Here is a 24,908-nt window from a genome sequence, read left to right as displayed (position 1 = left end):
TCTCTGCACTTTCGATGACAGTTCTATGACAATCGCCCGATCCAGCGGGGATCGTGTGACGGGCGATCAATCCAGCAACTTGTCCAGCGTGATCGGGAAGCGCCGGATGCGCTTGCCGGTGGCGTGATAGACTGCGTTCGCGATCGCCGCAGGTACGCCGACGATGCCGATTTCGCCAATGCCCTTGACGCCCAGCTTGTTGATCCGGTCGTCGGGTTCGTCGACGAAGATGACGTCGATGTCGTGAACGTCGGCATTCACGGGAATGTGGTACTCGGCGATGTTCGCGTTCATGATCCTGCCGAAGCGGTGATCCATCACCGTCTCCTCGTGCAGCGCCATTCCGATGCCCCAGACCACGCCGCCCATGATCTGGCTGCGGCCGGTCTTGGTATTGAGGATCCGTCCGGCTGCGACCGCGCTCACGACGCGCGTGACGCGGATGACGCCCAGGTCTTCGTCGACCTTGACCTCGGCGAAGACCGCCGAATGGGTGTTGCGCGCGTGCGACTTGTCCTCCGCGAAATGATTGAGCTTCTGCTTCTCGATCCGCTCGAGCTTGCCGTGACGCATCGCGTCCGCGATCGAGACGGCACGGGCCTTGTCGCCGGCCTTGGCGATCGTGCCGTCGACCAGGATCACATCGGGCGCATCGACGCCGCCGAGGGGCGAGGCGGGCATCGCCTTGGCGAGCCGTGCGAGCTCCTGGCGAATGTCTTCGGCCGCGCCCAGCACGGCGTGCGCGGCCGACGCCGCCATCCAGGAACCGCCTTCGACGGGGGCCTGCGGCAAGGTCGAATCGGCAAGCCTCACGTCGATATTCTCGATCGGCAGCCCGAGGGCGTCGGCGGCCACCTGGGCCACGATGGTGTAGGTGCCGGTGCCGATATCGGACGCGGCGCAGGATACCTCGGCATGGCCGTTCGACGTCAACACGATGCGGACGGCGACCGGCATCTGAAGCGCCTCCCATACCCCCGTCGCCATGCCCCAACCGACCAGGTCCTTGCCATCACGCATGGAGCGCGGAGCAGGATTGCGCCGGCTCCAGCCGAACGCTTCCGCGCCGCGGGCGTAGCATTCGCGCAGCTGCTTGCTGGTGTAGGGCAGGTCTTCACTCTGGTCGCGGTCCGAATAGCACTTCAATCGCAGCTCGATCGGGTCGAGCTTGAGCGCGACGGCCAGCTCGTCCATGGCGCATTCGAGCGCGCAGACGCCGGAGGCGGCGCCGGGCGCGCGCATGTCGCAGGGTGTGGAGACGTCGAGATCGACGAGCTTGTGGGAGAAGAGGCTGTTCGGGCTCTTGTACAGCTGTTCCGCCCAGCCGCTGTCATTGCGCGAAAAATCCTCGTAGCGCGAGGTCATAGCAGTGGCTTCGTGCGCGACGGCATCGAGCGTGCCGTCGGGCCTTGCGCCGAGCGCGACGCGCTCGATGGTCATCGGCCGATAGCCGAGCCCGTACATCTGCTGCCGTGTCAGGACGACACGAACGGATCGCTTGAGTTCGAGCGCGGCAAGCGTCGCCAGCACCACCTGGTATTGCGGCCGCAATCCGGAGCCGAAGGCACCGCCGACATAGGGCGAGACCACGCGGAGGTCATCGTGCTTCTTGTTGAACACACTGCATAGATATTTGTGGACGTTCTGGACACCTTGCGTCTTGTCATAGACGGTAAGCCTGCCGCTGCCGTCGCGGACCACCGTGGTCGCATAGAGCTCCATCGGGTTGTGGTGCTCGGTCGGCAGGACGTAATCCGCCTGGTGCCGCACAGCGGCCCCAGCCAGCGCTGCGGCGGCGTTGCCGCGCGGCTTGTGCGGCCGATCCACTTTGCCGGCTTTGCCATGTTCGGATTCGAGGTCGGTCGCAAATGCCTCCCGGTCGTATTCAACGCGCACGCGGGTCGCGGCGAATTTGGCGGTTTCCCAGTCATCCGCCACGACGAGCGCGATCGGCTGGCCGTTGAACCAGATCCTGTCGTCATAGAGCGGGCGGAAAGGCGAGCCCTTCTCCGGCGCCACCTCGTCCTTCCAGGCATCGTCATTGTCGGCGAGGGGCGGACGATGCGCATGCGTAAGCACGTCGACCACGCCCTTCACTTGCAGCGCGTCGCTGGCGTCGAGGCGAGCGATACGTCCGCGCGGAATCGTGGCCTCGACGACGAAGCCATGGAGGAGGCCGTCTGCCGGGAATTCGCCGGCATATTTGGCGGCTCCGGTGACCTTGGCGCGGCCATCGACGCGGGACGTTGGCGTTCCGACATAGGCGTTCATCGGTCCCTCACGCGATTTTCTTGTGAGCCTGTGATTGTGGCGTGGCGATCGCGGCCTGTATCAGCGTACGCACGATGGTGCGGCGTGCGAGCTCGATCTTGAAGCGGTTATGTGCGCGCGCCGTTGCCCCGTGCAGCAGCAGATCGGCCGCGCGCGAGAAGTGGTCCGGCGTCGCTGCCTGGCCGCGCAACGCCGCTTCGGCCTCAAGGCTGCGCCAGGGCTTGTGAGCCACGCCGCCGAGCGCCAGGCGGGCTTCGCTGATCGCGTTGCCATCCAGTTCGAGCGCGGCCGCGACCGAGACCAAAGCAAAAGCATAGGACAGCCGGTCGCGGATTTTCAGATAGCTGTAGTTACGGGCAAAGCCATGCTTGGGAAGTTCGACGGCCGCGATGATCTCGCCGATGCCGAGATTTGTATCGACATGAGGTTTGTCCTCCGGGAGTCGATGGAAATCGGCCAATGCGATCGTGCGCTGGCCGGAGGGACCTGCGACGTGCACGAGCGCACCGAGCGCGGCAAGTGCGACGCTCATGTCGGACGGGTTGGTCGCGATGCAGGACGCGCTCGTGCCGAGGATTGCGTGGTTGCGGTTGAGGCCGTCGATTGCCGAGCAGCCGCTGCCGGGCTCTCGCTTGTTGCAGGGCGTCGCCGTGTCATAAAAGTAGGCGCAGCGCGTGCGCTGCATCAGGTTGCCGCCAACGGAGGCCATATTGCGCAATTGCGCGGAAGCGCCGGCGAGGATGGCGCCGGCGAGCAGGGGGTAGCGCTGCTCGACAAGCGGATGGTAGGCGAGGTCCGAATTCGGTACCAAGGCGCCGATGCGCAGCCCTCCGTCGGACGTCTCCTCGATGTCGCGGAGCGGCAGGCGGGAGATGTCGATCAGCCGGGAGGGCCGCTCGACATTTTCCTTCATCAGGTCGATCAGATTGGTCCCGCCGGCAATCAGCTTGGCGTCGGGATCGGCGGCCAGCAGGCGGATCGCATCGGCGACGTCGGTGGCGCGGGAATATTGGAAGTTGTTCATGGCCGGCCCATTGCCTGCTGGATCGCGGCGACGATGTTCGGATAGGCGCCGCAGCGGCAGAGATTTCCGCTCATCAGCTCTCTGATCTCGTCGGCATCCCGGGCGCGGCCTTCGGCCAAAAGGCCCGCCGCCGAGCAAATCTGTCCCGGCGTGCAATAGCCGCACTGAAAGGCGTCGTGGTCGATGAACGCCTGTTGCACGGGATGAAGCGTTCCGTCCTTGGCAAGCCCTTCGATCGTCGTGATCTCGGCGCCGTCCTTCATGACGGCGAGCGTCAGGCAGGAATTGACGCGCCGTCCGTCGATCAGCACGGTGCAGGCGCCGCACTGGCCGTGATCGCAGCCTTTCTTGGTGCCGGTCAGCGCAAGATGGTCACGCAGGGCATCCAGAAGCGTGGTCCAGGGCACGAGATCGAGCGTGTGGCCGACGCCATTGACGACGATATGAACTGGAATGCGTTCGGGAATCTCGTGCGTGACATCGCTCATGTCCTGCTCCCTGCGACGGCGACTGAGCCGAGACGTCAGCCGAGCTGACGCGGAGGCACCGTTGCCTCCGCTTGCCAATGGCCTCCAACTTACAATCGGCCGCTTGGTTCCCTGCCGGGAATTATGGCGCCCGCGACACAGTGTCAGCGCTTGGCTTCGCCGAAGACCACCGTCGGCACCGCGCGGTTGACGATCTCGCGCAGCGCGAAGCTCGATTGGACCCGCGCCACGCGCGGCAGGCGCGACAACTCGGTACGGTGGATGCGCTCGAAATCCTGGATGTCGCGGGCGAGCACGATCAGGATGTAGTCGTCGGTGCCCGACATCAGGAAGCAGCGCACGACGGACGGACATTTCACCACCTCGGCCTCGAACGCCTTCAGCGCCTCGTCGCTCTGGCTCTCCAGCGCAATGCGCACCAGCACGGTCGTGGTGAGGCCGAACTGCGCCAAATCAAGCGCGGCTTGGTATGCCTGGATGTAGCCGTCGTCCTCCAGCGCCTTCTGCCGCCGCGCCAGCGCCGTGCTTGATAGCCCGACCTTGGTGGCGAGCTCGGTGTGGCTGGCCCGCGCATTGGTGGTGAGTTCCGCGAGGATGGCGAGATCTTTCCGGTCGAGGGCCAAGGTTTCGTTTCCAGCGTGAAAGGGCGTTTGCACGCCGGAAACCGGCGCGGGGAGGTCGAAGCTAGCGGATATTTGCACGAAACCAAACTGGCCCGATCGCTACGATGGCGGGGTGAATCAGGACGTTGGAAGGAGCCCAAAATGCGCGTCGGTGTGCCCAAGGAGATCAAGGTGCAGGAATATCGCGTCGGGCTCACCCCGGGCGCGGTCCGCGAATATGTCGCGGCCGGGCACCAGGTGACGGTCGAGACCGGCGCCGGCAGCGGCATCGGCGCGTCCGACGAGGTGTACCAGCGGGCAGGGGCCGCGATCGCGGAGAACGCCCGCGACATCTTCGCCAGCTCCGACATGATCGTGAAGGTGAAGGAGCCACAGAAAAGCGAATGGGCCCAGCTTCGCGAAAGCCAGATCCTCTTTACCTACCTCCATCTCGCGCCGGATCCCGAACAGGCCAAGGGTCTGCTCGCTTCCGGTTGCACTGCGGTCGCCTATGAGACCGTCACCGACGCGGCCGGTCACCTCCCCCTGCTTGCGCCGATGAGCGAAGTCGCCGGCCGCCTCGCCGTCGAAGCCGCCGGCGCCGCGCTCAAGCGATCGGCCGGCGGCCGCGGGGTGCTGCTCGGCGGTGTGCCCGGCGTGCAGCCGGCGCGCGTCGTCGTGCTCGGCGGCGGCGTGGTGGGAACGCAGGCCGCGCGCATGGCGGCGGGCCTCGGTGCGGAAGTCACTGTGATCGACCGCTCGATTCCCCGTCTACGCGAGCTGGACGATGTGTTTCTCGGGCGCGTGCGCACCCGCTTCTCGACCATCGAAGCGGTCGAGGACGAGGTGTTCGCCGCCGACGTCGTGATCGGGGCGGTGCTGGTGCCGGGCGCCAGCGCTCCAAAGCTCGTCACGCGCGCGATGCTCAAGTCGATGCGGCCGGGCGCCGTGCTGGTCGACGTCGCGATCGACCAGGGCGGCTGCTTCGAGACATCGCATCCGACCACGCACGCCGATCCGACCTATCAGGTCGACGGCATCGTGCATTATTGCGTCGCCAACATGCCGGGCGCGGTGCCGGTGACGTCGAGCCAGGGGCTGAACAACGCAACGCTGCCATTCGGCCTGATGCTCGCCAACAAGGGCTTTGCTGCAGTCCTGGAAAATCCGCATTTGCGCAACGGACTGAACGTGCATCGTGGCCGCATAACCAACAAGGCGGTTGCCGAGAGCCTCGGGCTGGAATTTGCTCCGGTCGAGAGCGGCCTCGCCGCTTGACGGCTACACTGATTTGCGGTGGCGGCTGTCGAGCGCGGCCTCGATCGTTTCCGGACGCTCGATCCGTTCGATCAGCATGTCGATGCGATCACCGCCCCAGAACAGCTCGCCGTTGAACACCATGGTCGGCACGCCGAACACGCCGAGTGCTTCGGCTTCGTCGATGATGCGGTCGTGCTCGGTGCGGGCAGGGCCGTTGACGTAGGCTTCGAACTCGCTCGCCGAGCCGCCGCACGCGGTGATGACGTCCGTGATTGCGGCGAGATCGTCGATCTCGAGCTCATGGCTCCAGAATTTGCGGAACACCGTGTCGTGATAAGGGCGGAAGAAGCCGTGCCGCTGTGCGAACAGCATTCCAACGCTGGAATAGAAGGCGTCGTAGATCCGACGCGGCCCCTTCATGACGAGCCCTTGCGCATTGGCATAGCGCCGCGCGTCCATATAGGCGTAACGCACCTTGCGCCAGAAATGCGGCGTGCGCTCCTCGACCGTCCCCATGAATTCGGCGACGCGCAGCGTATAGGGCAGCCATTCGAGCTCGACGCCGTGCGCCTCCTCGAGCGAAAATAGCCGCTTGTTGGCCACGAACGCGTAAGGGCTCTTGTAGTCGGTGTAGACGCGGACAAGCGGCTTGGGCATTGGCGGCTTCCCTCGGCGTACGGCGCTCCCGGTTGTGCGGGAGATTAACCCGCGAATTCCGTCATTGCGAGCGCAGCGAAGCAATCCAGAGTATCTCCGCGGAAAGATTCTGGGTTGCTTCGCTGCGCTCGCAATGACGACGAGGTGAGGTTTACGCCTTCGTCAACCTGTACTGCCCCAGATCCGGATCATGCGTCATGCGCCAGTAGTCCACGAACCGCCAGGGCATCGCCGAAAACACGCGGCCGCTCGAATTGCGATAATAGGTGCTCATGCCGGTATGGGTCCAGATCATCGCCTCGTGCTCGGCATCGACCTTCTGGACGTAGTCGTCCAGCACCTCCCTGCGGACGTCGATGGCGGCGACGTCGTGCTCAATCATGTCGGCGAGGCAGGCGGAGATATAGCGGCTCTGGCATTCCGACTGGAAGATGACGCTGCCGCCATGGGCGGGGCCGGAGTTCGGACCGAGCATGCAGAAGAAGTTCGGAAAGTCCGGGACGGTGAGGCCGAGGAACGCCGTCGGGTTGTCGTTGGCCCAGGCCTCGCGCAGATCCTTGCCGCCGCGGCCGCTGATGTTGAGGCGCGCCGCCATCTCCGTGACCTTGAAGCCGGTGGCGACCACGACGATGTCGGCGGGGCGGTGCTCGCCGTCTGCGGTGACGATGCCGTCGCGATCGAAATGATCGATCGTGTCGGTGACGAGCTCGACATTGTCCCGCGTGAGCGTCCTGAACCAGTTGTTGTCAAGCAGGATGCGCTTGCCATAGGGCGGATAGGTCGGCACGCATTTGGCGATCAGGTCGGGCCGATCCTTCAGCTCGGTGAGGATGAAATCGGTCAGCTCCTGGCGATGCCGGTCATTGCCCTTGTTGACGGCGCGCTCCGGATGCGGCCAGGCCGGGTCCTTGCGCAGGAACGGCAACAGGCCGTCGCCATAGCGCCAGAACATGTTGAAGCGGTACCACTGCACATAGAACGGCAGATGCGCGAGCAGCCAGCGCGCGCCGTCGCTGATCGGATCGGAATAGCCCTTAACGGGCCGCGCCCATTGCGCGCTGCGTTGATAGACCGTGACGGACGCGACGCGGCCGGCGATCGACGGCACCAGCTGCATCGATGTCGCGCCGGTCCCGATCACGGCGACATGCTTGCCGTCGAGATTGATGTCGTCCGACCACAGGGCCGAATGCAGGATCGTGCCCTTGAAGTCTTCCTCGCCCTTGAAGCGGGCGCGAGAGGGATCGTTGAGCTGGCCGATGGCCGAGACCAGCGCGGTGGATTCAAAGGTTTCTTCGCCGCTCTTCGTCTTCAGCGTTGAGATCCAGCGTCGCTTGCCTTCGTCCCAGCGCGACGCTGTCAGCTCGGTATTGACCCGCAGATGCTCGCGGATGCCGTATTCCTCGGCGACCTTCAGCAGATAGGCAAGCAGCTCCTCGCGCTGGCAGAAATAGCGCGTCCATGCATTGCCCGAGCCGAACGAGTAGGAATAGGAATGGTTCGGCGTATCGACGCCGCAGCCGGGATAGCGGTTGATCCACCAGGTGCCCCCGAGCTCGGCGTTCTTCTCGACGATGGTGTAGGGGATGCCGAGATGGCCGAGTGCGACGCCGAGCGCGATGGCGCAGACGCCGGCGCCGACGATCAGCACGTGCTGGCCGGCAAGCTTCTCGGCGGAGGGGCGCTTCGTCCATTGCGGCTCGCGCGCTACAAATCCCATCTCCTCGCGCATCAGCGGTGCATATTCCGGTGCGACGTTCTCGCCGAGGCAGGCGCGCATCATCTTGAGCAGCAGCTCTTCGCCGGGATCGGTGATGACGGGTTTTGGCGTGCCGCCGGCAAACAGCTTGACCACTGCGGCACGGATTTCGTCCTGGACCTCCCGGGGCACGCCGGCTTCTGGATCGGGAATGAGGCGGATGTCGCGCTTGGGCAAGTACGGCGGCTCGAGCCAGCGCTCATCGCCGGTCATGTGCACCAGCACCATCAGCAAACAGCGGATATCGCCTTCGGCGATCGCGGAGACGAGATCGAGCGGCTTTTGTGGAGATGCGATGTTCATGGCGTGTCCTGATCTCCGGATGCACTGAAGAGGCCGCGCGTCATCAGCTTGCGATAGGCGGAGATGACGTGGTCGGGGACGGCGGTGACGCCGCCGGCCGAATAGGAGTAGCGGCGGCTGAGATAGCCGCGCGCGCCCATCAGCATGTGGACGATGGCCTCGAATTCCTCGTCGCTGTAATCCTCGATCGCGCCTGCCGCTCGTGCGCGGCGCAAAATGCGGACATAGGCGACCGAAATGTTGTCGAGATGTTTCTGGTAGCCGATGGGCGCGAAGAATTCGGCCTCGTTGAGGATGCGCAGGAACTCCGGCACCTCACGGATAAAGTCGAAGAAGGCGGAGAAGCGGGCGATCTCCTGCCGCGCGGCATCGGCGGTGCCGGTGCGTGCGCGGATGAACTCGACCATGTCGAGGCCGATCTTCGGCAGCAACTGGTCGAGCAGTTCCTGGCGGTTCTCGAAATGATTATAGAAGGTGCCTTGCGCGACGCCGGCTTCTTCCGTGATGCGGGCGACGGAGGCTTCGGCATAGCCATGCTTGCCGACGACCTTGGTCGCGGCGTCAAAGATCTTCTGCTTGGTCCAGGCGTTGCGCTCGACGCGGTTAAGCTTTGTGACCTTGGCATTCGCTTGCGTCATTCAGAGGTCTCCAGCTCGGCGCGCAGCACGCGCTTGAGGATTTTTCCGCTCGGGTTGCGCGGCAGGCCGTCGCGGATAACGAGCTGTTTCGGTACCTTGAAGCTCGCCAGGCGCGTACGGCAGTGCTCGGTGAGGGCAGGGAGCGCAAGGCTCGCGCCTTCGGCCAGCACGACGATCGCGACCGGCCGCTCGCCCCAGCGCGCATCGCGCAGGCCGATCACCGCGACTTCGCGCACCTCGGGCAAGTCGTAGATGACGCGCTCGACTTCGGAGGAAGCGATGTTCTCGCCGCCCGAGATGATCATGTCCTTCTTGCGGTCGGTCAGGTACAGGAAGCCTTCCTCGTCGAGATAGCCGACATCGCCGCTGCGGAACCAGTCGCCGAAGAAGGCCGCCGCCGTCTTCTCCGGATCCTTCCAATAGCCGCGCGTGATTTTCGGTCCGCGCAGACAGATCTCGCCATTGACGTTCGGCGGCAGCGTCTTGCCGTCCTCGTCACGGATCTCGATCTCGACATGGGCGATGGCGCGGCCGGTCGAGCCGATCTTCTCGATCTCGCGGCCGGCTTCCATGAAAGTGTCGCCGCCGACGGTCTCGGTGAGGCCATAGGCATCGATGTAGCGCGCATTGCGGAAGAACTCCGAGAACGCGCGGATGCGCACCTCCGGCGTCTTCTCGCCGCCGCCGATCGCCCATCTCAGGCTGGAGACGTCGTAGCGATCGCGGGTGGGGCAGGTGAGCATCGCGGTGGTCATCACAGGCGCGAACCATGCCGCGTTCAGCTTGTCCTCCGCGATCGCCGCAAGCGCGGTCTCCGGCTCGAAATTGCGCTCGATGCGGATGAAGCCGCCGTGCCAGAGCACGGCGATGCCGGGCAGGTCGAGCGCGCCGACGTGATAGAGCGGGCCGACAACGAGCAGTCGCGTCTCGGCACCGATGCCGAGCGCGATCGTCTGGTCGGCGGACTTCCAGTAAAAATTATCGTAAGTGAGCATCACGCCTTTGGGGCGGTCGGTCGTACCCGAGGTGTACATCAACCGCATCAGGTCGGACGGTGCGCGGACGTGCATCGGCGCGGGCACGGCCTCGCCCGCGAGGTGCGTGATGCTTTGCTGCGCAACTTCGTTCAGCACGACAACCTTCGCGCCCGCTGCATTCGCGGCGAGTTCCTCATCGACGATCAACAACCGCGCGCCGGCATTGCCCGCGATGTAGCCGACCTCGTCGCGCGACAGTCGAAAATTGATCGGCAAGAACACCGCGCCGAGATGACTGGTGGCGAAGACGAGCTCCAGGAACGCCGCGCTGTTCTTCATCAGCACGGCCACGACGTCGCCCGCGCCGATGCCCTGCGCGGCGAGCCAGCCGGCCGCTTGCCGGATGCGCGCATCGAAATCGGCGTAGGAGATCTCCTCGCCGCGATATTTCAGCGCGGGCCGGTCCGGCGTGCGCCGGGCATGAAAGGTGATGAAGCTCGAAAGATTGATCATTTTGCGGGTTTTGGGCCGATTACCGGCCTCGTTTCCTCCTTTGATGAATTATGACTCGTAATTCATCTTTGGCTTGACGTCACCCCCCTGCCTCTGAAATTGTTGGGAACACGGAGACGAGACGATCTCCGGCAAGGGACCAGGAAACGCCGACCCGGAAGAGGGAGGGGAAAATGACGAGAACCCGCATGCCGGGCATCAGCCGCCGTTCAACGCTGGCGCTGATGGGCGCCGGTGCGATGAGTGTTGCCGCACCGTGGGTGGCGCGCGCGCAAGCCAAGACGATCAAGATCGGCATGCCGACGATTCTGTCGGGCCGCGTTGCGCAGCTCGGCACGTCGTCGCGCAATGCGGTGATGCTCGAGGTCGACAAGGTCAACGCCGCCGGCGGACTTGCCGGCCGCCAGATCGAGATGGTGATCCGTGACTCCAAGGGCCAGCCGCAGGAAGCCGCCCGCGTCGCGCGCGAGCTCGTCAACACCGATGGTTGCGAGTGGCTGATCGACGGCGAGGCGTCGTCCGGATCGTTTGCGGTTCACGAAGTGGCGCGCGATCTCGGTGTGCTCTGCGTCCACACCTGTTCGGAAGCGTCCTCGCTCACGGCCGATCCGAAGCAGCACATCCCGAACGCGTTCCGTTGCGTGCGCCAGGGCATCCACGATTCCATCGTCGGCGGCAGCTATGCCGCCTCGATCGCGAAAGCCAAGGGCCTGAAGAAATGGGCGACCTGCTCGCCGGACTATGCCTATGGCCGCGACACCACCGGCGAGTTCACGCTGTACCTGAAGCGCTTTGCGCCCGACGTCGAAATCATCAGCGAGTCCTGGCCAAAGCTGTTCCAGCCCGACTACACCGAAGTCGTGACCAAGATCCTCCAGGCCAAGCCGCAGGCGCTGTACTCCTGCCTGTGGGGCGGCGATCTCACCTCCTATATCGACCAGGCCAACATCTATGCGATGTTCGGCCAGATGGAGGTGTTCGCGGTCAACATGGCCGACTACACCGCGCTCACCGTGGTGAAGAACCTGCCCAAGGGTATCCACTCCGGCAACCGCTACATCAAGACCTTCCCGACCACGCCGGAGAACGCGGCCTGGGGCGATGCCTACAAGGCGAAGTACAACGAATATCCGACCAACTGGTCGTGGCAGAACGCGACGGCCGTGATGTTCCTCGCCGAGGCCGCGAAGAAGGCCAACACCACCGACGGCAAGAAGATCGCGGAGGTGCTGAAGGGCCTCACCATCAAGTGCCCGTTCGGCGCCGACGGCACCGTGACAATGCGCGGCGACGACCACACGCTGGTCGGCTACGCGATCGGCTGGGGCACCACGATCCCGCAGGAGCCCTACGTGCCCGAGGTCAAGGCCGGCGACTGGAAGACCATCTTCGAGCTCGAGGCCGAGTGGAAGAAGAGCAAGGGCTACACCTGATGTGACGCGCGGCGGAGACGGGCGACCGTCTCCGCCGTTTTTATTTGGTTCTCCGCGCCAAGTCCGGCGCGTCGCAATGAAAGTGCTCCCGTGGATCTCGACGCGCTCGCCGGCTGCCTCTCCAGTTCCGCCTGCCTGGTGACGCAAACCACCAGCGGCCTCATCATCGGCATGCTCCTGTTCCTGGTCGCAGTCGGGCTGACGCTGATCTTCGGCGTGCTCAAGGTCGTCAATTTCAGCCACGGCGCCTTCTACATGTTCGGCGCCTATTTCGCGATGACGGCCTATCAGCTCACCGGGAGCTTCGCGCTGGCGATGTTCGCGGGCGCGGCTGGGACCGCGATTCTCGGTATGATCTTCGAGCGCGTCTTCATGAGCCGCGTCTATGGCGCCGACGTGCTGATGCAGCTGCTCGTCTGCTACGCCTTCGTGCTGATCTTCGACGATGTCGTGCGCATCATCTGGGGGCCGGAATTCAGGTCGATGGGCATGCCCGCGGCATTCCAGGTGATGCCGCTGTTCATCGCCGGCGGCGTAGTGCCGCCTTATTACCTGCTGCTGATCGGCGTCGCGCTCGTCGCAGCGATCGTGCTCGGCATCGGATTGTCGCGCAGCCGTATCGGCAAGGTGATCCGGGCGGCGGCACATAATCCCGGCATGGTCTCGGCGCTCGGCATCAATACCGGTCTGATCTATGGGGGCGTGTTCGCGCTCGGCGGCATGCTGGCGGGCCTTGCCGGCGCGCTCGCGGCGCCCGTGCGTTCGCTCACACCCGGCATGGGATTTTCGGTACTGATCGAATCCTTCATCGTCACCGTGATCGGGGGGATGGGTTCGATCCTGGGCGCTCTGATCGGAGCGCTGCTAATCGGTCTGATCCGCTCCTTCGGCTCGCTCGGCTTTCCCCTGTTCACGGAAGGCCTGATGTACCTGTTCATGGTGATCGTGCTGGTCTCCAAGCCCACCGGCCTGTTCGGCAAGGAGGCGGCATGACCGAGCTCGAGGCCGGACGCGCCGAGACGCTGGCGCCGGTGCGTAGCGGTGTGGCGCTGCAACGCTATCGCGACGTCCTGATTGCGCTCGTCGCCTTTGCCGTGCTGGCGAGCCTGCCGCTGTTCACCGGCAGCAAGGCGCTGCTCGATTTCGTCATCCGCTGCTCGGCTTACGGCCTGTTCGCGACCTCGCTGAACCTGCTGGTCGGCTACACCGGCCTGACTTCGTTCGGCCACGGCATGTTCTTCGGCCTTGGCGCCTACAGTTTTGGCCTGATCATGCAGAAGCTGGGCGTGCCGATTCCCGTGGCCTTCGTCGCGACGCTGGCGATCACGGCGGTAATCGCCGCCGTCATCGGCGCGATCTGCGTGCGGCTGAAGGATATCTATTTCGCCTTCGTCACGCTCGCGTTTCAGATGCTGATCCACTCGACCATCCTGTCCTGGGCCTCCTTCACCGGCGGCGACCAGGGCCTGCGTGGCGGCATTCCGCGCCCCACATTCCTCGGCATCAATCTTGCGAACCACATCCATCTCTATGTCGCGAGCTGCGCGCTTCTCATCCTCGGCCTGCTCGCGATGCGCCAGATCGCGCAATCGCCGTTCGGTTACACGTTGCGCATGATCCGCGACAATGCCGCGCGCGCAAGCTTCCTCGGCATCGACGTCTGGCGGGCCAAGCTGACAGTCTTCGTGCTGGCGGCATTGTTTGCGTCGATGGGGGGCATGGTGATGGCGCTGTTCGTCTCCGGTGCCTATCCGGAATTCGCCTATTGGACGATCTCGGGCGAGGGCATCTTCATCAACATGCTCGGCGGCGTCTCGACCTTCCTGGGGCCGATGGTCGGCACCGTGCTGCTGCTTCTGCTCAACGACACCGTCACGCGCTTCACCGAATACCACGGCATCGTGCTCGGCGTGGTCATCCTGTTCTTCGCGCTGGGCCTGCGCAAAGGCCTGCTGGATTTCGTTGCCGACTGGTTCGCGCACCGGCGTGACGCAGGCGAGGGGCGCTAGCGATGCTCGAGATCCGCAACCTCGCAAAATCCTTCGGCGGCGTGAAGGCGACCAACGACGTCACGCTCGACTTCCCCGACGGTTCGCTCACGGCGGTGATCGGCCCGAACGGCGCCGGCAAGAGCACGTTCTTCAACCTGATCACCGGCGCCTTGAGGCCGGATTCCGGCCAGGTGCTGCTCGACGGCATCGATCTCGCCGGCCGCTCGCCGCCGGAGATCGTGCGGCACGGCATCGGCCGCGCCTTCCAGGTCGCGAGCATCTTCAAATCGCTGACGGTGCAGGAGACCATGCTTGCCGCCGTCAGCGCCGACCAGCGCTCGTCCGCGGTGCTGCACAAGCGCTTTCCCTTGCCCGAGACGCGCGACCGCGCCGAGCACGTGATGGAGCTGCTGGGCCTCGCGGGAAAGCGCAATCGCACGGCCGCAACGCTGTCGCATGGCGACCAGAAGCTGCTCGACATTGCGCTCGCTCTGGTGCTCGAACCAAAGGTTCTGCTGCTGGACGAGCCGACTGCCGGCATGGGCCCGGAAGAGCGCTGGCGCATGATCGACAAGGTGCGCGAGCTCTGGGAGACGCAGAAAATCACCGTCGTCTTCATCGAGCACGACATGGACATCGTGTTCAAGATCGCCCCAAAGATCGTCGTGCTCTGCTACGGCCGCATCCTCGCGACCGGCACGCCCGACGAAATCCGAAGCAACAGCGCCGTGATCGAGGCCTATCTCGGCACTGAACATGCGGGGGCCGCCGCATGAGCGCGACCATTATCGAAGTCGCCGATCTCGACGTCTACTACGGCACCAGCCAGATACTGTTCGGCGTCGGCCTCTCGGTGCGGCAGGGCGAGACCATGGCGCTTTTGGGCCGCAATGGCGCGGGCAAATCGACGACCATGAAGGCGATCATGGGGCTGGCGCCGCCGCGGCGGGGCAGGATCAGCCTGCGCGGCGCGGTGATCTCGGGCCAGAGGCCGCACCATATCGCGCGCGCCGGTCTCGGCTTCGTGCCGGAGGATCGCCAGATCTTTCCGGAGCACACGGTCGAGGACAATCTCGTCATCGGTCGCAAGAAGGGGCCGGAAGGCCAGGACGAGTGGCCGATCAAGCGGATCTACGACGTCTTCCCGCTGCTGGAGCCGCTGCGCCATCGCATCGCCGGACGTCTCTCGGGCGGGGAGCAACAGATGCTCGCCATCGCGCGCACGCTGATGGGCAACCCGGCGCTGTTGCTGCTCGATGAGCCGAGCGAGGGCCTCGCGCCGATCATCGTGCAGCGGATCGGCGAGCTGTTGCGGCAGCTCCGACAGCTCGGATCGACCGTGCTGATCGCCGAGCAGAACATGCATTTCTGCCTGGGGCTTGCGAGCCACGCCACTGTCATCGACAAGGGCCAGATCGTCTATGCCGCCGGAATCGACGAGCTGAAGGCCAACGACGCGATCCGTCGCCGCTATCTGGCGCTTTAACCGGGTTCCGGACCGCCAAACCGGCCCAAAGAAGAAAACTATTGCCTCGGGTTCGCCAGACGGAAGGAGTTTCCCCATCGAGGGCCAAAAACGCCAATCGCTTCCATTGCCGTTTGGGGCCGAAACGACGACATTCCATTCAGAATTTGATGGATCGGCGTAGCCATGGAACGCACTGGATTTGAGCCCTTCGGCGAGCAGCTGGTGTCCGCAACGGACACCCAGCCGCGATCGCGCGCGTCAAAGCTCCTGTTGCGGGCCGGCACCACGGTGTTCTGGTCGCTGGTCGCGGGGATCGTGCTCGCGCGTGCGGCCTTCTTTGAGCCGGGCGTCTATGACAGCTTCAGCCGCGTCGCCTCGCTCGCCAAAAGCCTGATCTTCTGAGCCGATTATTCCGGGCTGAGGATAGAACTTCCCTCGGCCCTGATATGCTGAAAACTTATTCCCCAATCGGCCAGCACTGCGTATAAATATTTCTCCTCTGGGAGAGATTTGTGTCGCAGAATCAAGCATCCAACCCGGCCGACGCCAAGCCTACCACTGTCGTGAGCCGTATTGCGGCGCTGATTCCGGGAATCCTCCTGTGCATCGCCGTGGCCGGTATCTCGGCCTTGCTCGAACGGGCCGAGCTGGGTGTCTTCGAGCACCCCTATGTCGAAGCGCTGGTGATGGCGATCCTGCTCGGGATGGCGCTGCGCAGCTTCTGGAAACCGGCGCCGCGCTGGCAGGCCGGCATCGCCTTCAGCGCCAAGCAGCTGCTCGAAGTTGCGGTCATGCTGCTGGGGGCCTCGATCAGCTTCGCCGCCATCGCGGCTTCCGGCGTGGCGCTGCTGGCATCGATCGCCGCGGTCGTCGTGATCGCGCTCTGCGTCTCCTTCGGCCTCAGTCGCATGCTGGGCCTGTCGACGCGGCTCTCGATCCTGATCGCCTGCGGCAATTCCATCTGCGGCAATTCCGCGATCGCCGCCGTGGCGCCGATCATCGGCGCCAACAACGACGAGATCGCGTCCTCGATTTCCTTTACGGCGATCCTCGGCGTGATGATGGTGCTGGGCCTGCCGCTGCTGATTCCGCTGCTGCAATTGTCGGCCACGCAATATGGCATCCTCGCAGGCCTCACCGTCTACGCCGTGCCGCAGGTGCTTGCGGCAACGGTCCCGGCCGGGCTCGTCTCGACGCAGATCGGCACGCTCGTGAAGCTGATGCGCGTGTTGATGCTCGGGCCCGTCGTCGTCGGTCTCTCCCTGGTCGCCTCGCGCTGGCAGACCGGCGCCAAGAAATCCAATGTCGGCTTCTTCCGCCTGGTCCCCTGGTTCATCCTCGGCTTTCTTGCGCTGGCGACCCTGCGCTCGCTGGAGATCGTGCCGGGCACGGTGGTCGGGCCGGTGACGAAGATCACGAGCTTCCTGACGGTGGTCTCGATGGCCGCGCTCGGCCTCGGCGTCGACGTGAAGGTGCTGGCGAATGTCGGGGGCCGGGTGACGGCTGCCGTGACACTGTCGCTGATGCTGCTCCTCGGCATCAGCATCGCGCTGGTGCACTGGTTCAAGTGAGGGGAGCACAGCGACTGCGAACTCCTCTTCCTTCTCCCCTTGTGGGAGAAGGTGGCGCGAAGCGCCGGATGAGGGGTTCTATCCGCGAGTCCGAAATGAGAGGGGAGTTTGCCGAAGCAGACCCCTCATCCGCCTTGCCTTCGGCAAGGCACCTTCTCCCACAAGGGGAGAAGGGAAGTAAGAGCGCAATCGTCGAGATGGGGCGCTAGATCACATCCGCCAGCGAATGCCCATGCAGCTCGATGTTAAGCCCTTGCATGCCCATGTCGCTGATCTCGCCGCCCATCGCCTTCAGGCTCTCCTCGCGGATCAGTGACATCAGGCCGCGGCGGAGCGCCAGGAACTCCGACGACATCATCATCGATTGCTGCCGCGGCCGCTCCAGCGGGATCGGGATCTCCGCCTTGATCGAGCCGGGGCGGGCGGTCATGCAGTAGACGCGGTCGGAGAGGAAGATGGCTTCGTCGATGTCGTGGGTGACGAACAGCACCGAGATCTTCAGCCGTTGCCACATGTTGGTGAGGATCTGCTGCATGATCACGCGCGTCTGCGCGTCGAGCGCGCCGAACGGCTCGTCGAGCAGCAGCACCTTCGGTCCCGTCGCGAGCGCGCGGACGATGCCGACGCGCTGCTTCATGCCGCCGGAGAGTTTTTCCGGATAATGCTTTTCGAACGCTTCGAGCCCCGCGAGCCCGAGCAGCGTGCGCGCGGCGCGCTCGCGCTGGGAGCGCGCCATGCCGCGCATCTTCAGGCCGAACTCGACGTTCTCCCGCACCGTCTTCCACGGAAACAGCGAATATTGCTGAAATACCATGCCGCGCTCGGCGCTGGGGCCGTTGACCCGCTCGCCGTCGACCGTGACTACACCGGTGGTCGGCTTGAGGAAGCCGGCGACAGCATTGAGCAGCGTCGACTTTCCACAGCCGGAGGGCCCGACGATCGAGACGAACTCGCCGGGCTTCACATGAATCTGCGTATCGGTGACGGCCTGCACAGGTCCCTCGATGCTCTCATAGCTGAGGGAGAAATTCCTGACCTCGATATGGCCTTGCGGTGCTTTGGTCAGGATTTCGTTCATTTTAGCCTCCACGGCATCACCAACTGCCCGGCGCCCCTGATAAGCAGGCTCGATCCAAGGCCAAGCACGCCGATCGCGATCATGCCGAGCGCGATGTCGGCATATTGGACAAGGGAATAGGCCTCCCAGGTGAAGTAGCCGATGCCGTACTGGCCCGAGATCATCTCGGCGGCGATCAGCGACACCCAGGCCACGCCCATACCGACGGTGAGGCCGGTGAAGATGTGCGGCATCGAAGCCGGAAAATACACCTCGCGGAAGATCGAGCGCTCGCGCGCGCCGAGACATTGCGCGGCGCGCACCAGCACGGGGTCGACGAGCGACATGCCATGCAGCGTGTTGACCAGGATCGGGAAGAATGCGCCGAGGAAGGTGATGAAGACGATGCTCTGCTCGTTGGTCGGCCAAAGCATGATTGCCATCGGCACCCAGGCGATTGCCGGGATCGGCCGTAGCACCTCGGCGACCGGGAAGATGATTTCGTGCACCAGCTTGAAGCGGCCCATGATCAGGCCGAGCGGCACGCCGACCACCGCCGCGAGCGAGAAGCCGAACAAGATGCGCCGGCAGCTCAAGAGGATGTGCAGCAGGAATTTCGGATCGTGGATCGCCTTGGTGAAGCTCGCATAGACCGCGAGCGGCGAGGGCACGTTGGTGAAGCGCACGAAGAACACGACGCGATAGGTCGTGAGCAGGTGCCAGACCAGCAGGAAGGCGAGCAGCGATATGATGCCGATCGCCGTCGCGCGTAGCCCCGCTCGATTGAGCCGGTACCAGCGCAGCGCAAGCGTGCCGAAGGAAGGCGGTGTCGCGGGCGGGAAGGGGGCGGGCACGGGGCCCGCCTCGGCGATTGCAGTTGCTGCCGGCATGCTGTCCTCGGGATGTCTGGCGAGGGCGGGACTGCTCACGTCTTGCCTCTGCCGACCGCCGCCTTCACCGCGTCGTCGAAGCCGAGCACCTTGCCATTGATCTTGGCGGCATGGGCTTCGGCGTCCTTCTTCAGCAGGAACGGCGCGACCTCGCCGTTGCCGACCGCGAAGAAGGCCTGGTCGGCGAACAGCTTGATTCCACGGGTGGTGTCGAAGACGTAGGCGACGTTGATCTTCTTGCCCTTGGCCTTGTAGTCGGCATAGGCCCCTAACGTGCACGCTGCGGACGCAAACGGCAGGATGCCGGCTTCGTCGACCCAGACCTCGCCGGCCTTGCGCGGGTCGGTGATCGGCTTCTTGCAGAAGGAATCTTCGCCCGCGATCTCGTAATTTCTGGTGCTCGCAAGCTGGGTGTCATAGTCGAGCTTCATCTCGGCATAGGCCTTGCGGATGTAGGAATCATCCACCCACTTCTTCGGATCGAACTCCTTCATGCGGCCGAGATTCTGCAAAACCTTGACGTCGGTCGCGGCTGCATCGATCAGCGCCGGCTTCACCGTGGGATCGGTGGTCATGTTGCCGCTGGGACCGAGGAAGATATAGACGACTTCCTTGTTGATGCCGGTCCACTCCTGGATCTTTTCGGCCGCGAGCTTCGGATCGTCGCGCAGCCACTGGTTGGCGGCGATCAGCGCCTTGAAGTAGGCAACGATGACCTCGGGGTATTTCTCGGCGAAATCGGTGCGGACCACGATGCCGTGGAAGGTCGGCAGGTTGGTCTCAACGCCGTCAAAGATTTTTCGCGCAAAGCCGCGGAACGGCAGCAGCTCGGCGAAGGGGACGAAGTCGGCGTGCGCGTCGATCTTCTTCTCCTGGAGATTGGTCGAGCCGACCTCCGGGCTCTGGCTGACGAGCTGGAAGAAGTCGGAGGCGTAACCGCGGTCCTGCATCGCCTTCAGCACCATGCCGTGCGCGGCCGAGCCGAACGGCACGCTGACGAGCTTGCCCTTGAGATCGGCGAGATCGTAATAGGGCGAGTCCTTGTGGACCACGAGCCCGTTGCCGGAGCCAGACAGGCTGTAGGCGGCCACGCCGATCAGGCGGCTCTTGCTCTCCGGATTGCTCTCGAAGGTGAAGCCGTTCACGATCAGCGGATAGTCGCCCATCATGCCGATCTGGAGCTTGTTCGCCATCATCGCATTGGTGACGGGCGGGCCTGAGGTGAAGTTCTGCCACTCCAGCTCGAACTTGATATTGGCGTATTTGCCGTCCTTCGGCAGATATTTCTCGAGGAGATGCAGCTGCCGGATGACGACGCCGGCGGTCACCGTGTTGGTCGTGGTGTCCTGCGTTCCGATGCCGAGGGTGACGGTTTCCGCCAGGGCCGGCTGCGCGATCAGAAGCGCCAGCGAGGTCACCGACATCGCGATCGAGAGCGTGGGAAGATGGCGGACCATTCTCATCCTCATTCGGTTGGATGTGCTGTGGTTGCCATGATTGGGTGAGGCCGCGGGCAGGGCAAATCCGGAGTGACCGCCGCAGTCGATTAGTTGCCGGGAAAAGCTGATTGCATACTCCTTGGGCAGTCCTGCACTATAAAGCCACTTGCCTGTGCATCGACCCTAGTCGCCGCTCTGGCCGCGCATCTCCTCGAGAGCGTCGGCCCGGCACACCACGATCTGCGAGCGCTTGGTGACGACGATTCCCTTCTCCTGCATCCGTTTCAGGCTGATCGTGACCCATTGCCTGGTCGCGCCGACCATGTGGGCGATGTCGGCATGGGTGAAGGCCGCCGCGATCACCCGGCCGTCGGCATCCTCGACGCCGTAGAGCTCGACCAGATGCAGCAGAAGATGCGCGAGGCGCTGGGTGATCGAACGTGTTCCCAGCATTTGCGCCAGCGCCGAATAGCATTTGCCCTTGAAGGTAAGGCCTTCAATGAGGCCGATGGCGAGGTTCGGGATCTCCACGGCAAGGGACCGCAGTTCCTTTCCGGGCAGGTGCACGACGCTGCAATTGCTGGATGCGACGCCGGACCATTGATGCACGGTGCCCTCGAACACTTCGGGCCCACCGACGAAATTGCCGACGTGCCAATAGGCCAGCGTGATCTCGCGTCCGAGCGGCGAAGTGTAGAACACGCGGATGCGGCCGCTCTCGATCAGCCAGATGCCGTCATGCTTGCCGCCCTGGCTGAACAGCGTCTGGCCGCGGTTGAGCACCTTTCGCCGGCCCTGCTTCAGCACCAGCTCCCGCTCGCGCGGTGACAGCTTGTCCATCAGCGGCGGCGGTCCGCCGATCCATTGTTGGTTCTCGGTCAGCAGCAGCGAGGAGCCGCCGGCAGGCCGGACCGTTGCGGGAACCGTCCCGCGAACCGCATTCGCCGCCTGCAACATCGTCTGCCTCCGGAACGTTCAAATCGTTCTAAAGAGGAGCAATGTCCGTGCCAGATGGGGGGAGCTCGTGGCAGGCCGCCGCCATTCACTCCGCTGTCATCGCCCGCGAAGGCGGGCGATCCAGTATTCCAGAGACTTCAGTGACATACGGAGGGGCCGCGGCGTACTGGATTCCCCGCTTTCGCGGGGAATGACAGCGGTGTGCGTGTAGCGGGATCGAGGCTTACCGCCCCGCCAAGCTCAGCAGATACGGCTTCGGATAAATCCCCCTGTTATGCCCATCCGAAAACGAGATGTTCAGCCCGTAGCCGAGATCGCCGATCTCGGTGATGGCGATGCCGGGAAAGCGTTCGGGGAAGCGATCGTCGAAGCGGGCACGGGTGCAATGGGCGCATTTGCAGGAGAGTCGGAGCTGCTCGGCAGCGATCCCGACCACGTCGTCCTGCGTGGTGCGCACGACGAGCGTCGCGAGATCGGCGCTGGCTTCATAGGCCGCCACAGTCGGCGCCACCAAGGTCATGGTCATGACGAACCTCCAGCTTCCTTCTATGTCGGCGCGGGCGCGCACGAATAGCAACTAATTGCCAGCGCGAACGCGTGGCCGTCGGCCTCCTCTTCAGTCACCGCCCACTAAATGTGAAACTAATCGACCGGGAATTTCACTTCCGAATTGCCGGGCTCTGCTCTCTCCGAAACCTTGTGCGCCAACGACGGCTGAGGAGAGAGCATGAGCGCATTTCAGAAGGAAACGGTTTTGTCGGTCCGGCACTGGACCGATAGCCTGTTCAGCTTCACGGCGACGCGCGATCCGGGCTTCCGTTTCCTGAACGGCCAGTTCGCGATGATCGGGCTCGAAGTCGAGGGCAAGCCGTTGATGCGGGCCTACAGCATGGCGAGCGCCAATCACGAGGAGGCGCTCGAATTTTTTTCGATCAAGGTGCAGGACGGCCAGCTGACCTCGCGCCTCCAGAAGATCCGGGAGGGCGACATCATCCTGGTCGGCCGCAAGGCGACGGGCACGCTGATCACCGGCAACCTCATCCCTGGAAAGCGCCTGCTGCTGCTCTCGACCGGCACGGGCCTCGCGCCCTTCGCCAGCCTGATCAAGGACCCCGACGTCTATGAGAATTACGAGACCATCGTGCTCGCCCATGGCTGCCGCCAGGTTTCGGAGCTCGCCTATGGTGAGCACCTCGTCGACGGCCTGCGCAATCACGAATTCTTCGGCCCCCTGATCCGCGACAAGCTCGTCTACTACCCGACCGTCACCCGCGAGCCGTTCAAAAACCGCGGCCGTATCACCGACCTGATCGCCTCCAATCAGCTGTTCGACGACATCGGGCTAACAGGTCTCGATATCGAGACCGACCGCATCATGCTGTGCGGCAGCCCGGCGATGCTCGAGGAACTCCCCGCGATGTTTGCCGCGCGCGGCTTTGTCGAGGGTAACCACAGCCAGCCCGGCCATTTCGTCGTTGAAAAGGCCTTCGTCGAGCGCTGAGGCGCAAATCGCGTCCCGGCGACAACTAATTGCTATCGCCGGACAACCACCTGAACAAATCTGATGCAAAGGCGCCGGACCGGCGAACCAGGAGCAAGTGATGGCACTAGATGAGATCGTCGACGGACTTTCGGAGGTTTCCTGCGACGTGCTCGTCATCGGCGGCGGTACGGCCGGCCCGATGGCGGCGCTGAAGGCAAAACTGAAGAACCCGAAGGCCAATGTCGTCCTGCTCGAGAAGGCCAACGTCAAGCGCTCCGGCGCGATCTCGATGGGCATGGACGGGCTCAACAACGCCGTCATCCCCGGCTACGCGACGCCGGAGCAGTACACCAAGGAAATCACCATCGCCAACGACGGCATCGTCGATCAGAAGGCGGTCTATAAATACGCGCAAAATTGCTACAAGATTATCGAGGAGCTCGACAGCTTCGGCATCCGCTTCCTGAAGAACGAGAACGGCGATTACGCCGTCAAGAAGGTGCACCACATCGGCACCTATGTGCTTCCGATGCCGAACGGCGAGACCGTGAAGAAGGCGCTGTACCGCCAGCTCCGCCGCGCCCGCATCCTGATCTCCAACCGCTACATGGCGACGCGGCTGCTGAAGTCGTCGGACGGGCGCATCGCCGGCGCGATCTCAGTCAACACTCGCACCGCCGAAATCCTGGTGATCAAAGCCAAGGCCGTGATCCTCTGCATGGGCGCCGCCGGCCGCCTGGGCCTGCCGACCTCCGGCTACATGTTCGGCACCTACGAGAACGCCGCCAATTCCGGTGACGGCTATGCGATGGCCTATCACGCCGGCGCCGCGCTCGCGAACCTCGAATGCTACCAGATCAATCCGCTGATCAAGGACTATAACGGCCCGGCCTGCGCCTATGTCGCCGGTCCCTTCGGCGCCTTTACCGCGAACAACGAGGGATCGCGCTTCATCGAATGCGACTACTGGTCCGGCCAGATGATGCTGGAGTTCTACAACGAGCTGCTGTCAGGCAAGGGCCCGGTGTTCCTCCAGCTCAAGCATCTCCATCCTGATACGATCTCGGAGATCGAATCCACGCTGCACAAGGTCGAGCGTCCCACGCGCGGCCTGTTCCAGCAGGGGCGCGGGGTCGACTATCGTAGCGAGTCGATCGAGATGCATATCTCCGAGATCGGGTTCTGCTCCGGCCACAGCGCCTCCGGCGTGTTCGTCGACGACAATGCCCGCACCACCGTGCCCGGCCTTTACGCCGCCGGCGACATGGCGAGCGTGCCGCATAATTACATGCTGGGCGCCTTCACCAACGGATCGGTCGCCGGCATCGACGCGATGGAGTTCGCCGACAGCCACGACTTCGCGGAATTCGACGCCGCCGATGTCGCCAGGGAGCGCGATCGCGTGCTGGCGCCAACGAAGCGCGAGGACGGCATTCCGCCGAACCAGGTCGAGTACAAGACCCGCCGCCTCGTCAACGACTATCTCCAGCCGCCGAAGGTCACGCGCAAATACGAGCTCGGCATGCGCCGCCTCGCCGAGACGCGGCAGGACATGCAGGAACACATGATCGCGCGCAATGCGCACGAGCTGCTTCGTGCGCTCGAAGTGCAGTCGATCATGGACTGCGCCGACATGGCGGTGCACGCCTCGTTGTACCGCGAGGAGAGCCGCTGGGGCCTCTATCACTGGCGCACGGATTTCCCGGAGAAGGACAACGAGAACTGGTTCTGCCACACGCTGCTCTCCAAGCAGAACGGCAAGATGACCAGCGAGAAGCGCGCCGTGGAGCCCTATGTCGTGCCGATCGCCGACGACGAGAAGGACCTCTACGACAAGCAGCGCATCCGCGCCTCCGCCTGATCCACCGCAACATCGCAACAGGAGACATAAAATGCCTCTCGCGTCCTATCAGACATCGGTTCCGGTGGTCGTCGACGACGCCAAATGCATCGCCGACAAGGGCTGCACCGTATGCGTCGACGTCTGTCCGCTCGATGTGCTCCGCATCAGCGACATGACCGGCAAGGCCTACATGGCCTATGACGAGTGCTGGTACTGCATGCCTTGCGAGGCCGATTGCCCGACCGGCGCCGTCACCGTCAATATTCCCTATCTGTTGAGGTGAT

General features: G+C 64.0%; 24 protein-coding genes. 11 read left to right on the top strand and 13 right to left on the bottom strand.

The window, feature by feature from the left end:
- Positions 1-66: 66 nt before the first annotated feature.
- From AB7G19_RS29580 to AB7G19_RS29565, 4 genes are all read right to left on the bottom strand, one after another.
- The gene (locus AB7G19_RS29580; protein WP_085400651.1) at positions 67-2,271 is read right to left on the bottom strand and encodes a xanthine dehydrogenase family protein molybdopterin-binding subunit; all 2,205 of its coding nucleotides are present in this window, start codon (positions 2,269-2,271) and stop codon (positions 67-69) included.
- A 7-nt stretch (positions 2,272-2,278) separates the two neighbouring features.
- Entirely contained in the window at positions 2,279-3,295 is a 1,017-nt protein-coding gene (locus tag AB7G19_RS29575) for an FAD binding domain-containing protein (RefSeq protein WP_085400652.1), read from the bottom strand.
- Positions 3,292-3,783 (bottom strand): (2Fe-2S)-binding protein, encoded by a 492-nt coding sequence (locus AB7G19_RS29570; protein ID WP_085400654.1) that lies wholly within the window; start codon positions 3,781-3,783, stop codon positions 3,292-3,294. Before AB7G19_RS29570 ends, AB7G19_RS29575 begins: the two co-directional genes overlap by 4 nt.
- A gap of 143 nt (positions 3,784-3,926) precedes the next feature.
- A complete protein-coding gene (locus AB7G19_RS29565) occupies positions 3,927-4,406 on the bottom strand; it encodes an Lrp/AsnC family transcriptional regulator (protein WP_028150288.1) in 480 nt (159 codons plus the stop codon).
- A gap of 141 nt (positions 4,407-4,547) precedes the next feature.
- Here AB7G19_RS29565 and ald point away from each other — a divergent pair, with 141 nt between their 5' ends.
- Positions 4,548-5,663: an alanine dehydrogenase gene (gene ald, locus AB7G19_RS29560; RefSeq protein ID WP_085400655.1), complete on the top strand. Its 1,116-nt coding sequence runs from the start codon at positions 4,548-4,550 to the stop codon at positions 5,661-5,663.
- A gap of 3 nt (positions 5,664-5,666) precedes the next feature.
- Here the strand turns inward: ald and AB7G19_RS29555 are convergent, their stop codons facing one another.
- The 4 genes from AB7G19_RS29555 to AB7G19_RS29540 all read right to left on the bottom strand — a co-directional run bounded on the left by AB7G19_RS29555 (position 5,667) and on the right by AB7G19_RS29540 (position 10,492).
- Positions 5,667-6,302 (bottom strand): 2-hydroxychromene-2-carboxylate isomerase, encoded by a 636-nt coding sequence (locus AB7G19_RS29555; RefSeq protein WP_085400657.1) that lies wholly within the window; start codon positions 6,300-6,302, stop codon positions 5,667-5,669.
- Positions 6,303-6,453: 151 nt separating this feature from the next.
- Positions 6,454-8,364, bottom strand: coding sequence for a flavin-containing monooxygenase (locus tag AB7G19_RS29550; RefSeq protein ID WP_085400659.1), 1,911 nt, complete (start codon positions 8,362-8,364; stop codon positions 6,454-6,456).
- A complete protein-coding gene (locus AB7G19_RS29545; RefSeq protein ID WP_071915527.1) occupies positions 8,361-9,002 on the bottom strand; it encodes a TetR/AcrR family transcriptional regulator in 642 nt (213 codons plus the stop codon). Before AB7G19_RS29545 ends, AB7G19_RS29550 begins: the two co-directional genes overlap by 4 nt.
- Positions 8,999-10,492, bottom strand: coding sequence for an AMP-binding protein (locus AB7G19_RS29540; protein WP_085400661.1), 1,494 nt, complete (start codon positions 10,490-10,492; stop codon positions 8,999-9,001). Before AB7G19_RS29540 ends, AB7G19_RS29545 begins: the two co-directional genes overlap by 4 nt.
- Positions 10,493-10,665: 173 nt before the next feature.
- On the opposite strand from AB7G19_RS29540, the gene AB7G19_RS29535 reads away from it, so the two are divergent.
- The 7 genes from AB7G19_RS29535 to AB7G19_RS29505 all read left to right on the top strand — a co-directional run bounded on the left by AB7G19_RS29535 (position 10,666) and on the right by AB7G19_RS29505 (position 16,955).
- Positions 10,666-11,925 carry an ABC transporter substrate-binding protein gene (locus AB7G19_RS29535; protein ID WP_085400663.1) on the top strand — a complete coding sequence of 420 codons (1,260 nt, stop codon included), beginning with the start codon at positions 10,666-10,668 and terminating at the stop codon, positions 11,923-11,925.
- A gap of 90 nt (positions 11,926-12,015) precedes the next feature.
- Complete coding sequence (locus AB7G19_RS29530; RefSeq protein WP_085400665.1) at positions 12,016-12,918, top strand: branched-chain amino acid ABC transporter permease; 903 nt, start codon at positions 12,016-12,018, stop codon at positions 12,916-12,918.
- Positions 12,915-13,934 carry a branched-chain amino acid ABC transporter permease gene (locus AB7G19_RS29525; RefSeq protein ID WP_085400667.1) on the top strand — a complete coding sequence of 340 codons (1,020 nt, stop codon included), beginning with the start codon at positions 12,915-12,917 and terminating at the stop codon, positions 13,932-13,934. The genes AB7G19_RS29530 and AB7G19_RS29525 overlap by 4 nt, the downstream gene beginning before the upstream one ends.
- 2 nt (positions 13,935-13,936) lie before the next feature.
- Positions 13,937-14,692 (top strand): ABC transporter ATP-binding protein, encoded by a 756-nt coding sequence (locus tag AB7G19_RS29520; RefSeq protein ID WP_085400669.1) that lies wholly within the window; start codon positions 13,937-13,939, stop codon positions 14,690-14,692.
- A complete protein-coding gene (locus tag AB7G19_RS29515; protein WP_085400670.1) occupies positions 14,689-15,402 on the top strand; it encodes an ABC transporter ATP-binding protein in 714 nt (237 codons plus the stop codon). The genes AB7G19_RS29520 and AB7G19_RS29515 overlap by 4 nt, the downstream gene beginning before the upstream one ends.
- Positions 15,403-15,567: 165 nt before the next feature.
- The gene (locus tag AB7G19_RS29510; RefSeq protein ID WP_063984492.1) at positions 15,568-15,786 is read left to right on the top strand and encodes a hypothetical protein; all 219 of its coding nucleotides are present in this window, start codon (positions 15,568-15,570) and stop codon (positions 15,784-15,786) included.
- 110 nt (positions 15,787-15,896) lie between these two features.
- Positions 15,897-16,955: a YeiH family protein gene (locus AB7G19_RS29505; protein WP_038941923.1), complete on the top strand. Its 1,059-nt coding sequence runs from the start codon at positions 15,897-15,899 to the stop codon at positions 16,953-16,955.
- Positions 16,956-17,160: 205 nt separating this feature from the next.
- Here the strand turns inward: AB7G19_RS29505 and AB7G19_RS29500 are convergent, their stop codons facing one another.
- From AB7G19_RS29500 to AB7G19_RS29480, 5 genes are all read right to left on the bottom strand, one after another.
- Entirely contained in the window at positions 17,161-18,033 is an 873-nt protein-coding gene (locus AB7G19_RS29500; protein ID WP_085400672.1) for an ABC transporter ATP-binding protein, read from the bottom strand.
- Positions 18,030-18,941 carry an ABC transporter permease gene (locus AB7G19_RS29495; RefSeq protein ID WP_187387763.1) on the bottom strand — a complete coding sequence of 304 codons (912 nt, stop codon included), beginning with the start codon at positions 18,939-18,941 and terminating at the stop codon, positions 18,030-18,032. Before AB7G19_RS29495 ends, AB7G19_RS29500 begins: the two co-directional genes overlap by 4 nt.
- A complete protein-coding gene (locus tag AB7G19_RS29490; RefSeq protein ID WP_441268657.1) occupies positions 18,938-20,359 on the bottom strand; it encodes an ABC transporter substrate-binding protein in 1,422 nt (473 codons plus the stop codon). The genes AB7G19_RS29495 and AB7G19_RS29490 overlap by 4 nt, the downstream gene beginning before the upstream one ends.
- A gap of 165 nt (positions 20,360-20,524) precedes the next feature.
- Complete coding sequence (locus tag AB7G19_RS29485; RefSeq protein ID WP_085399404.1) at positions 20,525-21,298, bottom strand: Crp/Fnr family transcriptional regulator; 774 nt, start codon at positions 21,296-21,298, stop codon at positions 20,525-20,527.
- A 223-nt stretch (positions 21,299-21,521) separates the two neighbouring features.
- The gene (locus tag AB7G19_RS29480) at positions 21,522-21,818 is read right to left on the bottom strand and encodes a gamma-butyrobetaine hydroxylase-like domain-containing protein (RefSeq protein WP_085399439.1); all 297 of its coding nucleotides are present in this window, start codon (positions 21,816-21,818) and stop codon (positions 21,522-21,524) included.
- Positions 21,819-22,025: 207 nt separating this feature from the next.
- Here AB7G19_RS29480 and AB7G19_RS29475 point away from each other — a divergent pair, with 207 nt between their 5' ends.
- The 3 genes from AB7G19_RS29475 (at position 22,026) to AB7G19_RS29465 (ending at position 24,907) form a co-directional block, all read left to right on the top strand.
- The gene (locus tag AB7G19_RS29475; RefSeq protein ID WP_085399405.1) at positions 22,026-22,799 is read left to right on the top strand and encodes a ferredoxin--NADP reductase; all 774 of its coding nucleotides are present in this window, start codon (positions 22,026-22,028) and stop codon (positions 22,797-22,799) included.
- A gap of 100 nt (positions 22,800-22,899) precedes the next feature.
- Positions 22,900-24,642, top strand: coding sequence for a fumarate reductase/succinate dehydrogenase flavoprotein subunit (locus tag AB7G19_RS29470; protein ID WP_085399406.1), 1,743 nt, complete (start codon positions 22,900-22,902; stop codon positions 24,640-24,642).
- A gap of 31 nt (positions 24,643-24,673) precedes the next feature.
- The gene (locus AB7G19_RS29465) at positions 24,674-24,907 is read left to right on the top strand and encodes a 4Fe-4S dicluster domain-containing protein (RefSeq protein WP_008141081.1); all 234 of its coding nucleotides are present in this window, start codon (positions 24,674-24,676) and stop codon (positions 24,905-24,907) included.
- The last annotated feature ends 1 nt before the right edge of the window (position 24,908 follow it).

This window comes from Bradyrhizobium sp. 215_C5_N1_1 (assembly GCF_052075935.1).
Classification (GTDB): Bacteria; Pseudomonadota; Alphaproteobacteria; order Rhizobiales; family Xanthobacteraceae; genus Bradyrhizobium; species Bradyrhizobium barranii.
This window is presented reverse-complemented; position numbering and strand designations above follow the sequence as displayed.

Excerpts from the sequence above, each read along its gene's own strand:
- AB7G19_RS29545 (WP_071915527.1), bottom strand. The coding sequence starts at position 9,002 with ATGACGCAAGCGAATGCCAAGGTCACAAAGCTTAACCGCGTCGAGCGC.
- AB7G19_RS29500 (WP_085400672.1), bottom strand. The coding sequence starts at position 18,033 with ATGAACGAAATCCTGACCAAAGCACCGCAAGGCCATATCGAGGTCAGG.
- AB7G19_RS29470 (WP_085399406.1), top strand. The coding sequence starts at position 22,900 with ATGGCACTAGATGAGATCGTCGACGGACTTTCGGAGGTTTCCTGCGAC.
- AB7G19_RS29535 (WP_085400663.1), top strand. The coding sequence starts at position 10,666 with ATGACGAGAACCCGCATGCCGGGCATCAGCCGCCGTTCAACGCTGGCG.
- AB7G19_RS29485 (WP_085399404.1), bottom strand. The coding sequence starts at position 21,298 with ATGTTGCAGGCGGCGAATGCGGTTCGCGGGACGGTTCCCGCAACGGTC.
- AB7G19_RS29465 (WP_008141081.1), top strand. The coding sequence starts at position 24,674 with ATGCCTCTCGCGTCCTATCAGACATCGGTTCCGGTGGTCGTCGACGAC.
- AB7G19_RS29475 (WP_085399405.1), top strand. The coding sequence starts at position 22,026 with ATGAGCGCATTTCAGAAGGAAACGGTTTTGTCGGTCCGGCACTGGACC.
- AB7G19_RS29510 (WP_063984492.1), top strand. The coding sequence starts at position 15,568 with ATGGAACGCACTGGATTTGAGCCCTTCGGCGAGCAGCTGGTGTCCGCA.
- AB7G19_RS29570 (WP_085400654.1), bottom strand. The coding sequence starts at position 3,783 with ATGAGCGATGTCACGCACGAGATTCCCGAACGCATTCCAGTTCATATC.
- AB7G19_RS29525 (WP_085400667.1), top strand. The coding sequence starts at position 12,915 with ATGACCGAGCTCGAGGCCGGACGCGCCGAGACGCTGGCGCCGGTGCGT.
- AB7G19_RS29555 (WP_085400657.1), bottom strand. The coding sequence starts at position 6,302 with ATGCCCAAGCCGCTTGTCCGCGTCTACACCGACTACAAGAGCCCTTAC.
- ald (WP_085400655.1), top strand. The coding sequence starts at position 4,548 with ATGCGCGTCGGTGTGCCCAAGGAGATCAAGGTGCAGGAATATCGCGTC.
- AB7G19_RS29520 (WP_085400669.1), top strand. The coding sequence starts at position 13,937 with ATGCTCGAGATCCGCAACCTCGCAAAATCCTTCGGCGGCGTGAAGGCG.
- AB7G19_RS29550 (WP_085400659.1), bottom strand. The coding sequence starts at position 8,364 with ATGAACATCGCATCTCCACAAAAGCCGCTCGATCTCGTCTCCGCGATC.
- AB7G19_RS29540 (WP_085400661.1), bottom strand. The coding sequence starts at position 10,492 with ATGATCAATCTTTCGAGCTTCATCACCTTTCATGCCCGGCGCACGCCG.
- AB7G19_RS29480 (WP_085399439.1), bottom strand. The coding sequence starts at position 21,818 with ATGACCTTGGTGGCGCCGACTGTGGCGGCCTATGAAGCCAGCGCCGAT.
- AB7G19_RS29515 (WP_085400670.1), top strand. The coding sequence starts at position 14,689 with ATGAGCGCGACCATTATCGAAGTCGCCGATCTCGACGTCTACTACGGC.
- AB7G19_RS29490 (WP_441268657.1), bottom strand. The coding sequence starts at position 20,359 with ATGGTCCGCCATCTTCCCACGCTCTCGATCGCGATGTCGGTGACCTCG.
- AB7G19_RS29575 (WP_085400652.1), bottom strand. The coding sequence starts at position 3,295 with ATGAACAACTTCCAATATTCCCGCGCCACCGACGTCGCCGATGCGATC.
- AB7G19_RS29580 (WP_085400651.1), bottom strand. The coding sequence starts at position 2,271 with ATGAACGCCTATGTCGGAACGCCAACGTCCCGCGTCGATGGCCGCGCC.